Consider the following 9526-nt stretch of genomic DNA (forward strand, 5'->3'; position numbering starts at 1 on the left):
TTGCTTTGGTTCTGCCATCACTTACATATCAACGGGTAAAATTTTCTGGCCACTTACCATAGCATTAATGCTTGGATCCATTGTTGGTGCACAGTTCGGAGTAAGATTAGCTCGTAAATTAAAAACGGAACATGTAAAACCACTTCTTAGATTAGTAACAGTTCTTTTAATCGTACAAATGATTGCAGATTACTTTAATTTTTAAAAATGATTCTAATTGAACTACAATTCTAACCAGACAAATAAGACGTCCATCACATTTTTGGATCGACGCCTCCTCCTTGATTTAAGATAATATTTATTGGGGTTCTAATAAAAAAATTAAAATTCTATTCAACTTATTCTTCAACTATCCTGCCCCGCTTTAACATTGATTACCAAATATTCACATTTTAGAGTTATTCCACAATCTGGCCCTTTCATGAAGAAAGACGCTTTCCTTATTTCAGAAAAGCGCCCGATTGTTGAAGATCGATATTCAATTAAAGGCCTGTAATTGAAGTATAGGAACGATAAAAAAACACAGTTTTAAAGCGTCAAATATACAGGTTTTTATTCAGACAACACACGCTGCATAATCTTGAAAAGTACTATCGTAGCCCTGTTTATATATTTGAATAAAAAGCTGTATAAACAATATTCAAAGAAAAATCCAAGTAATGTTGGTTTAACAGCATTTCTTGGATTTCGGTCTCTTTTCAAACTTTCATTTGGGAACGTTATTTTGAATTTGAATGTATATAAAACCGCCCACTTTGGTGGCACTTTTTCTTAACGTTATAAATTTGGCGAGTCGCTGTTAAGCTGCAACCGCAAAATGTGCGTAAATCTCATTGACTGTGTTTGACCGCCATTTTGTTTTTCACATCTAAGTCCAAAACCTTTTTACTTAGCTCTGCATCTGTTTCGAATAGGGCTTGGTTTTGCATGTAGATTACATAGGCTTGTGGATGGTCGGATTTGATTTTTTCATCTTTGACTCAATTTTATGTTCCTTTGTTCCATAGCCTAACGATGTATAGATGTTGATGATGATATCAAATAGTATATCGAGTAGCATCATAAATCATCAAACCCTAAATTCACTGGCTCTAACGGTAATTCACCAGCATAGCCTGCTATATTAGTGGATGGTATTGAATCGTCCACTTCCTCAAAGGCGATCCCATCAATCCATGCTTCACCTGAACCAGCAAGTAAAACTCCAAAATGAATAGCGGCGCTCTCTTCTGGTACATCTAACACAATGGAGTAATAATTCCAGTCAGTTGTGCCATGGATAGAACGATTGTCCATATTATCAAACTGCAACAAATCACCATTTATTGTATCAATTCGGCACCAAGCCCCGCATTTCATTGCATCTTTTGTTTTGATGAAGCAGGACATTTTCATGCGCTTACCAATCCAATTTTTAGCGGAAAATACTTGCATCATCGTACCAAATTGTCCTTCCTCAACAGGACGTGTAGAGCCAAGATAACCAGATTTTGAGCCTGTATGGAATACTTCGTGGTCGGCTTTCATTGTATAAGCAGATGGGTTTGTCCCCGTTAATAACCAACCTTTTACCTCGTTTGTTGTTGTCATTTCCAGTTCCTCCTTTGTGTATAAAGAACGCATCATATGGCGGTATTTACCGGGTGGCATGCTGTATAGCTCTTTAAATGCACGTGTAAAAGCTTCTTGCGATTGAAATTGACATTCGAACGAAATATCAAGGATTGTGTAATCAGTATGAAGCAATAAAAAAGCAGATACGGCCAGACGTCTTTTTCGAATATACTCGCCAATCGTTAAACCAGTTTCTTTTTTAAACTGACGCGTCAAATAAAATTTCGAATAGCCAATTTTTGTTGCGTAATGCTCCAACTGCCATGTTGTTAATAAGTTCTCCTCTAATGTATCCACGATTTTCTGAACGATTTCACTATACATAACTGCTCACCTCAAGATTAAGTATATAGGGGGAATAAGGAATATTTTTGATAATTATTGCACTATTATAAGTATAAGGGTTACAGGAGAGATTAAAATGTGGTGATATCTTCACAAAACTTTTCTGTTCTTTGCAAACTAAAATAGAAAGGAATGCTCTTATTGTGTCGAAAGGTAATTTTGTTTGTTTTAATAAAAACACGTTACCAAAGCGTCGTTTTGTAACAATTCTTTCCTTAACGTTGTAAATCCGCAAAAATCTGACGGGACCCCTTTATACATTCCCATACATTTTGAGTTGACATAGCATTTTTATATAATTTTTTCACTTTCAATAAGTTCTAAGAACGAAGGTACTTTTCTAAGTTCTTTTGTTTTAACAGCCCTAAGGATCATTAACGAAATTTCCAGTTCCAAATCCATCCTATTTTGAAAACCGGTCTGATATAAAACTGATTTAATTTTAGGCTGCAACATATTTAGAACTTCCTGTTGGAATGCCACACTTCTTAATTCACTTAATTCATTTATTGGCATCAACACATCACCTCAATTTTTTGATACTCCTGCCTAATTTTTTGAAAAGTATGGTTTTTAGCTTTATTGACAGCTTGTTTTGAAATACCTAGTTTTTTTGAAATTTCTTCTTCCGTTAGAATATCTACAAAAATAGTTAGAAATTTAACAACCATATTAGCGAAAAAAATAATATGCTATGAATGGGTATAGTGGCATTTTGATAAAAAATGGTAGCCCAAGTAGGAAGGGTATAGCAGGAGAATATATACCTGCGGATACCAAGTGGAAAGATGGTGCTACAACTAAAGAATACAACCAGAATGGTTATGCAGGGATACTAGAACCCTATGTGATAAGTGGGGGTATATTCTATTCCAGAAAAAATCATAACTGATTCATTGACAAATAAAACATATATTTCCTAATACCATAATAAAAGATGGAGTAACACTAGAACGATGATTGGTCCTTGACTTGGCACGCTTCGGAACACCCAATTGTAGGCATTCGATTGACCGGATTTACCATCTGAGCGATTGATGATTTGGGCATACTTTTCATCCACATGCAGAATGGATTTGGCTATTAATCTTATCGTAGATGAGTTTTGCTAAAACAGTAGGTCCTGCAATGCTACGCTGAATGGCAGCTTGCGGTGCTTTTCCACGTTTCATCTGCGCTTTTTGAACAGTATCTTTTTTACAATGCCTACACTCATAAGCGTGTTCAATATGTTGAATACGCTTCATTGTAGCCAGAATGAATTTTGCTTCCTCACGTGCGAGTGTAGTACCAGCTTCGGTCATTTGACCAAGGCAACAGTCACATTGCTTGTTTTCAGGATGATGATGAATTTCTTCTATTTTAATCCCGTCACGAAAAGAATCATTCCGTTTTTTCTTATGTAATTTACGGACAACGGTATACGTAATCGTCGCTGTGCTTTGTTCTTCTGTGTGCTCAGGATCCTTAAAAGACGGATCGTCTTCAAACAAAGACCCTTGCCCATCGGGTGCTTGATACTTTGATTTTTCTGATTTGGAACCGTATAACGCCTTTGTTAATTGGCGAATTTGTTCTGCGAGTGCCTTGTTTTGGGATAATGATTGATCTAATTTAATTGAAAGTTCTTCGTTTTGCTTTTTCATATAAGTTAATTGCTCTTCAAATAATTCGATTACTTTATCGTTTGTAGAAACGTTTCCCAAATCATTCACCACATTTCCGTTCAGTATAGTTGTGGACTATTATACCATCTTAATAGCTGGGTTTAAAAGATGCCTTTTGCAGATTTCGTAATTGCTTTTGGTTGCTGAAGTGATAAGCCTTCCAACAACCAACGAAGCTCCTGTTGTGAAAGATTACGCACTTCCTTTTCATCTTTTGGCCATTGCAGTTTACCGTTGTCTAATCGTTTATAAAGCATGGCAAATCCATCCCCATCAAAGTACAAACATTTATAACGCTCTTTGCTCCACCCAGAAAACAAGAAGATAGAATCGCTATATAGATTGAGTTTAAAAGAACCCTGGATGAGCGTTGCGAGACCGTCAATACCTTTACGCATATCGGTCTTGCCGCAAATAATATAGATGTTCTGCACGCTTGTAAAATCATGCTTCATAACTTGTTCAACTCCTTCAGGATAGTTTGGATGATATGCTCATCTACGCCATTGTAGAAAGAAATTTCTGCGGTCGCTGTTTTAATGACGCAGCTTGGATTAGGAGAAAATTGCGGTGAATTTGTCAATGAAGATTCGTCAATGATAGGGTCTAGTGTCACTGGGACAATTGTTAGTTTAGTTGTTTGCATAGAAAACACCTCCCTTATTTGATATATCTATCGTAACGGGAGGTGCCTGTCATATATATGCGTTATTTGAATACGGGCTTACAGTCTTCTACATTGTTATGTTTCGATTATTTACTGTTTCGTAGACTCGCATTCCAATGAAGTCAGAATAAACGATTCAAAGAAAAAAAACACACTTGGTATATTTGTTTTATTGGTGTAAAATTACACTAATGAGAGGGGGATAAAATGAAAAAGAAGATAGTATTGGGATTATTCTTAGTTGCAATCATAGCAGTTTGCTTATACCTTTTTATAAGCTTATTTGGTAACCCAATAAAAAAATATACTGTTTCACAAGAGCTTTTAAATAAATTAGAAGAGAAATATGATGAAAAATTCAAATTAGTAAAGTCATCTTATTATTGGAAATTAGGTACATATGGAGGCGTATATCAACCAGAGAAAAACAAAAATATTCAGTTCACAGCAGAAAAGTACCAAACGGGTAATGTTAGTGACTACTATCCTGAAGAAATATGGTTATATGAGATGGAAAAAGAGTTAATTCCTAAAGCAAAAGAGATATTCTCTGATTATGACCAAGTGGAGGCAAGTACTGTTTGGGGTATTGGGAGTGACGAAGTTAAGGAAGGAAGTATTCCAACCTATAAGGACATTTCAAATGATAATGCACTTCAAATTATTATAAGAGCAAAAGTAGCTTATAGTGATGTTAATAAAGAAGAAGTAGAACAAAAGATTTTCACTCTAGTGCAATTTTTGAAAGAGAAAACGAACACAGTTGGTCTTATGGTAGCCTTTGACAGCCCAGAAGGAGCAGCAAATAAAGAGGATGGTTTTTATAATATTGAAGGTGTAAACATTCGAGATATTAGTAACGTTTCAGATATTAATAAGTATTTCATAAAATTGTAAGATACATTACTAATTAGTCTAATTTAGAAGAAAGTAGATGTAAGTTGTTACAACCACAAACGAAAAACCAAACTAAAAAGGATTGAGCCCTGTAGATTACAGAGTTCAATCCTCGATTATTCCACTAAACTGTCCAATTATTTAAAAGTAAAACTTCACAATATCTCCAGTATTCTATGATTGTTAATCAATAATTTGGTCCTTTAATGAAAACGAGAGCTGATCCTTCTAGATGAAAGAAGATGAAACTTACGCTCACATAGGTTCTGAAAAACTATCTAATTTGCCAACGGTGGTATATTAACTAGCCTTTTTCCCATAAAGTTAATTTCGAGGCGAAATTATTCAACATCCCCCTCAATTATTACTTTAAACTTTTATTTATTTTCCATTTCCCTGAAACGGCAGATAGCATTAACCATGGCTCTATTACCATATTGATTAAAACATGAGCTATAATTGGTGCAAGGGTGCTCCTTCCAGTATAAATATAGAGCATAGCAAGAAGACAACCTAAGATCGTAGTTGAAAGAATTACTGGAAGTGCAATTTTTATCTCTCCTCGCAATAATACCCATGCACCATGAGCAATCCCAAACGTAATTCCTGAGATTAATACTTGTGAAAGATATGAAAATTCAATAGATAATAGATAATCCATGAGCAAATGTCTAAATACAACTTCTTCTACTATTCCACTTACAATAGCAGCCCATATACCAATTAATTTAAGCAAAGAAAATGATAATAAATTTCTTTTCACATAAGGTATTGCAATCATTGTATAGGAAATATACCCTATAATAATTAATAAAGTGAAAAACCACATAGGAAAATTAAGTAACATTTCAGGTGAATATCCTAATCCATTCTCAATAAACCTCTTAGGATTATTTATATACCAATAAATAACACTTATTGTAAGCATACTTGATATGCTTACTAATATCCATCCCGTCTTAATTCGGTCTTTTAGCGTTGTAATCTCGTTCATGCTAGCTGCCTCCTTGAGGTTATATTTTTAAATTACTTTTGTTAAAGCCAAATATAACGACATAAAAGTTTAGCAACAATGCTTTACGAGTAACATGTCTTTATTGTTAGGTGAAATGCATTTTATTACAGATAACCTGCATTATTAGAATCGTAATTTATGCTATATTTTTAGGGAGAGGTGATAGAGATGAAGATAGAAATAAAAATTGATACACAAATCGATGAACCCTATATAACAATCTGCGTGTCCAAATTAACACCAGCTATTCAGGCTGCAATCTCACTCTTACAACAAGAAAATGAACAAATTTTAACAGGGACTGCAAACAACAAAGTACATATTATTGAACCTCATACTGTAATTGTTATTAGAACAGAAGGAAAAGAATTAGTACTATATAGTGACGATGGTAATCGTTTTATTATGAGTAAACCTTTATATGAGTTAGAACAGCAGCTAGGTGGTGATTTTATCCGGATTTCTAAATCTGCAATAATTAATCCTAAAAAAATCAGAAATATTGAAGCTTCCTTTAATGGAACAATGGAAATTGAGCTTATTTTAGGAATAAAAGAAGTGATTTCTCGTAATTATAAAAAAATATTTAAAGAGCGTTTGGGGGTATAGTTACATGAACATTTTCAAGAGCTTAGGATTCGGTATAAGTATGGGATGTACAGTTTTTGTTATTGTTAATCTTATTGGATATTGGATTAAAGGAGATTTGTTTTTAGATGCTGTTATGGCTACTTTTCCTCAACAAGTATTAGGGTCAATTATTGTTGGAATTGCTTGTATACTCCCTTCATACATCTATAGAATAGAACGTTTAACATTCTTACAACAAAGTGCTTGTCATTTTTTTATAGCTATAGGTACCTTTATAGTTGTTGGCTTTTCTTTAAAATGGATTCCTACATTTTCGATAAAACAAACTATCCTATTGTTGCTATTTAATGTATTAATTTTTGCATTTGTTTGGCTGTTATTTTATTTTTATAGTCAAACGGAAGTAAAAAAAATGAAGAAGAAAATTATTGAGCATACAGACAGTAGTAATAATCAATAATATTCTTTGATAGAAAATTCAATAATTCAAGAGGCTGGTCAACAAAATAAGCCTCTTGAATTATCACTATCAAAGAATCTTCAACTAAATGGCCCTTAATTGAAATTAGAATGCAGGAAACAGACCATTTAGATGAGTTACTGAAAAATGAACAAGTAGATATAGCGATTAGTTTAAACCGAACAAAATCAAAAGGGCTACATTCGGAGCAAATTTTAAGCGAACCCGCAAAGCTTAATTATTCATCAAATACACAATTAGTTGCGCTACATTTAATCAACAACTAAAGAACATATTTGATTCCTATCCTTTATATATTGGTTATCTAGATGAACATGTACCTATTATGGAATGGTTAGGGAAAGAATATAGAATTAAGCAATTCAAACATGTGAAAGATAGTATTTTTGCAATAAGATTGATTAAAGGAAATATTGGGATAGGAATATTACCAGAATTTCAGGTATCTTCAGAAATTGCAGAAGAACAATTGAAAGTGTTAGATATTGGAGTCATAGCCTCACTTTATAAAGTAAATATTTATATAAGTTATAAAAGTAATCAAGACCACATACAACCGTTTTTAATCTATATACGAAATCAATTTCAATAATACCTGTAAAAAATGACTTCTCCTTTTGAGTTTAAGAGCCTTTTGACAAGGATGTATAAAGCGTCTTAACTTTCATTCACTGTTGGAAGGAGTTATACTGAAAAAAGTAGATTAATTTAATGAAATTTCAACTTAAAAAATCAGTAGCATAATAATGAAATAAGCTACTGACTTTTATGTTCTAAAAGTGTAGATTGGTTACCTAACTTTGATTTGGAGCGTTTTTTGTATAACGAATTAATAAAATTTAACTTAATACCGATACGGTTCTCCGTATCGGTATTAAGTGAGGTTTCTTTATATTCATCTATTAGTTAAGTTATCAATTACTTTGCTGGTTTGTGTACTATCAGCCACAATTCCATATGGATTATCCAAATATTTATCAAAATACCCATATCTAAAATCTACCCATTCAAATACTCCTGTATCATTATTCAAAAGAAGTGATACTTGACCTATGTTGATAAGAATTTCACCGATATATGCCCTATGCCCGAAATCATTTCCGCCTGTCCAATCGCCAAAAAATGCCTCTTGAATAAAGTCTGATATATATTTGTCATCTGTTTGCTTTAACAGACAAAGCGTAAATTCTGCACAAGTACTATTGCCATTTGCATCGTTTAGCCAATTGTCTTTGTTGACATATCGCTTTACAAATTCAGCTCGATTGAATTTTATTATTCCTGAAATGTAGCCTGACTTATTTTTTCTGCCTAATATTCGTGAATAAAAGTCTTTTAAATTATCATGTAATTTAAAGCCAATGTTTTCTTCAACTAAGTTCCAATCAATCGCTATTGTTCCAACAGTTGTTTTTTGAAGTTCCTTTATTTTTGTCATTGTTACACTCCTCTTCAAATTCTAATTTATCTGATAAATATAAACAAACTGTAAGTTACAGGACGACTGTTTTAAATATCTTCAGTTAACCGTTTGGTTTTATCGGTAAGGTTCATATTAATCATTGCCTCGATTACTATTTCAAGCAGTTCTTGGTGGTTGTGCAATACATAATTGAGCTGAATGTCCCTAAATAACGCAAGTCGTGAGGCAACAGGTGCGGAATAAAGGTATTCCTGGAACAGCCCCAAATCAGGATATGTGTGCTTTTGAATTGGAATGGTTTATGCCTTTCACCTTGAAGAAGTGGAGTAGTAATACCAAGTCCATCCTGTGTTTTGACGCTTACGTTACTTTGCCTATCCAGTTCGACGTTTTGAACATAAAGATATGGATTATCGAGAGTAGGTATCTGGAGATTCTCCATTAAAAACTTTATGATTCTATCCCGTACTAATTTGTCATTTTCAGATGGTTGATAAGCAGCCTCGTCAGCCCATCGTTCTCTAACTAAGAAATAATTCACTTCACTATCAAACTGGTTATAGAACAATTCACTATCAGTCATATTTACTCTTAAAAATTCACGTAGATTCTTTGCAACTATAAGAGTTGGGCGTTCAAAATCCATAGGAGAAATACAAACAATTGGTGCTTTATTGTTGAAGATTGTTATTAAAGAGGTAAAACACAATATCGAAAATTATGTTCCATATCATTTACTTATCATTAATTCAAACTCTTCTACCTCATCGCTCCATTCATCGAATTTTTAAAGTTGTTTCATTTAGAGTTCAAACCAAAGATTATA

13 protein-coding genes and 1 pseudogene are annotated in these 9526 nt (G+C 33.5%); 6 read left to right on the forward strand and 8 right to left on the reverse strand.

Annotated elements, in window-relative coordinates:
• The coding region (locus C9J37_RS26455; RefSeq protein WP_153063522.1) for a sulfite exporter TauE/SafE family protein at positions 1-205 on the forward strand (205 nt) is incomplete at its 5' end.
• 729 nt (positions 206-934) lie between these two features.
• On the opposite strand, the gene C9J37_RS29490 is transcribed toward C9J37_RS26455, so the two are convergent.
• The 6 genes and pseudogenes from C9J37_RS29490 to C9J37_RS26480 all read right to left on the reverse strand — a co-directional run bounded on the left by C9J37_RS29490 (position 935) and on the right by C9J37_RS26480 (position 4272).
• Positions 935-1063: a hypothetical protein gene (locus C9J37_RS29490; protein WP_268808056.1), complete on the reverse strand. Its 129-nt coding sequence runs from the start codon at positions 1061-1063 to the stop codon at positions 935-937.
• Complete coding sequence (locus C9J37_RS26460; protein ID WP_107897782.1) at positions 1060-1938, reverse strand: helix-turn-helix transcriptional regulator; 879 nt, start codon at positions 1936-1938, stop codon at positions 1060-1062. Before C9J37_RS26460 ends, C9J37_RS29490 begins: the two co-directional genes overlap by 4 nt.
• A 312-nt stretch (positions 1939-2250) precedes the next feature.
• Entirely contained in the window at positions 2251-2475 is a 225-nt protein-coding gene (locus C9J37_RS26465) for a hypothetical protein (protein WP_107897783.1), read from the reverse strand.
• 433 nt (positions 2476-2908) lie between these two features.
• A pseudogene (locus C9J37_RS26470) lies at positions 2909-3689 on the reverse strand (IS66 family transposase zinc-finger binding domain-containing protein); the annotation flags it as partial.
• Positions 3690-3727: 38 nt separating this feature from the next.
• Complete coding sequence (tnpB, locus tag C9J37_RS26475) at positions 3728-4081, reverse strand: IS66 family insertion sequence element accessory protein TnpB (RefSeq protein ID WP_107897784.1); 354 nt, start codon at positions 4079-4081, stop codon at positions 3728-3730.
• Entirely contained in the window at positions 4078-4272 is a 195-nt protein-coding gene (locus C9J37_RS26480; protein WP_107897719.1) for a hypothetical protein, read from the reverse strand. The genes tnpB and C9J37_RS26480 overlap by 4 nt, the downstream gene beginning before the upstream one ends.
• A 228-nt stretch (positions 4273-4500) precedes the next feature.
• On the opposite strand from C9J37_RS26480, the gene C9J37_RS26485 reads away from it, so the two are divergent.
• Entirely contained in the window at positions 4501-5190 is a 690-nt protein-coding gene (locus tag C9J37_RS26485) for a YfjL-like protein (RefSeq protein WP_107897785.1), read from the forward strand.
• Positions 5191-5554: 364 nt separating this feature from the next.
• Here C9J37_RS26485 and C9J37_RS26490 read toward each other — a convergent pair whose 3' ends face one another.
• The gene (locus C9J37_RS26490; RefSeq protein WP_107897786.1) at positions 5555-6184 is read right to left on the reverse strand and encodes a CPBP family intramembrane glutamic endopeptidase; all 630 of its coding nucleotides are present in this window, start codon (positions 6182-6184) and stop codon (positions 5555-5557) included.
• Positions 6185-6373: 189 nt separating this feature from the next.
• Here C9J37_RS26490 and C9J37_RS26495 point away from each other — a divergent pair, with 189 nt between their 5' ends.
• The 4 genes from C9J37_RS26495 (at position 6374) to C9J37_RS26510 (ending at position 7869) form a co-directional block, all read left to right on the forward strand.
• Positions 6374-6814 carry a LytTR family DNA-binding domain-containing protein gene (locus C9J37_RS26495; RefSeq protein WP_107897787.1) on the forward strand — a complete coding sequence of 147 codons (441 nt, stop codon included), beginning with the start codon at positions 6374-6376 and terminating at the stop codon, positions 6812-6814.
• Positions 6815-6818: 4 nt separating this feature from the next.
• Complete coding sequence (locus C9J37_RS26500; protein WP_107897788.1) at positions 6819-7256, forward strand: DUF3021 domain-containing protein; 438 nt, start codon at positions 6819-6821, stop codon at positions 7254-7256.
• Positions 7257-7366: 110 nt separating this feature from the next.
• On the forward strand, positions 7367-7543 hold the full coding sequence (locus C9J37_RS26505) for a hypothetical protein (RefSeq protein WP_107897789.1): 177 nt from the start codon (positions 7367-7369) through the stop codon (positions 7541-7543).
• A 59-nt stretch (positions 7544-7602) separates the two neighbouring features.
• Complete coding sequence (locus tag C9J37_RS26510) at positions 7603-7869, forward strand: type 2 periplasmic-binding domain-containing protein (RefSeq protein ID WP_107897790.1); 267 nt, start codon at positions 7603-7605, stop codon at positions 7867-7869.
• A gap of 303 nt (positions 7870-8172) precedes the next feature.
• Here the strand turns inward: C9J37_RS26510 and C9J37_RS26515 are convergent, their stop codons facing one another.
• Complete coding sequence (locus tag C9J37_RS26515) at positions 8173-8715, reverse strand: hypothetical protein (protein ID WP_107897791.1); 543 nt, start codon at positions 8713-8715, stop codon at positions 8173-8175.
• Between the last annotated feature and the right edge of the window lie 811 nt (positions 8716-9526).

This window comes from Lysinibacillus mangiferihumi, from assembly GCF_003049665.1.
Taxonomy (GTDB): domain Bacteria; phylum Bacillota; class Bacilli; order Bacillales_A; family Planococcaceae; genus Lysinibacillus; species Lysinibacillus mangiferihumi.

What these genes read in the sequence shown, in the direction of transcription:
- C9J37_RS29490 (WP_268808056.1), bottom strand. Translation starts at nt 1,063, where the DNA reads ATGATGCTACTCGATATACTATTTGATATCATCATCAACATCTATACA.
- C9J37_RS26460 (WP_107897782.1), bottom strand. Translation starts at nt 1,938, where the DNA reads ATGTATAGTGAAATCGTTCAGAAAATCGTGGATACATTAGAGGAGAAC.
- C9J37_RS26465 (WP_107897783.1), bottom strand. Translation starts at nt 2,475, where the DNA reads ATGCCAATAAATGAATTAAGTGAATTAAGAAGTGTGGCATTCCAACAG.
- tnpB (WP_107897784.1), bottom strand. Translation starts at nt 4,081, where the DNA reads ATGAAGCATGATTTTACAAGCGTGCAGAACATCTATATTATTTGCGGC.
- C9J37_RS26480 (WP_107897719.1), bottom strand. Translation starts at nt 4,272, where the DNA reads ATGCAAACAACTAAACTAACAATTGTCCCAGTGACACTAGACCCTATC.
- C9J37_RS26485 (WP_107897785.1), top strand. Translation starts at nt 4,501, where the DNA reads ATGAAAAAGAAGATAGTATTGGGATTATTCTTAGTTGCAATCATAGCA.
- C9J37_RS26490 (WP_107897786.1), bottom strand. Translation starts at nt 6,184, where the DNA reads ATGAACGAGATTACAACGCTAAAAGACCGAATTAAGACGGGATGGATA.
- C9J37_RS26495 (WP_107897787.1), top strand. Translation starts at nt 6,374, where the DNA reads ATGAAGATAGAAATAAAAATTGATACACAAATCGATGAACCCTATATA.
- C9J37_RS26500 (WP_107897788.1), top strand. Translation starts at nt 6,819, where the DNA reads ATGAACATTTTCAAGAGCTTAGGATTCGGTATAAGTATGGGATGTACA.
- C9J37_RS26505 (WP_107897789.1), top strand. Translation starts at nt 7,367, where the DNA reads ATGCAGGAAACAGACCATTTAGATGAGTTACTGAAAAATGAACAAGTA.
- C9J37_RS26510 (WP_107897790.1), top strand. Translation starts at nt 7,603, where the DNA reads ATGGAATGGTTAGGGAAAGAATATAGAATTAAGCAATTCAAACATGTG.
- C9J37_RS26515 (WP_107897791.1), bottom strand. Translation starts at nt 8,715, where the DNA reads ATGACAAAAATAAAGGAACTTCAAAAAACAACTGTTGGAACAATAGCG.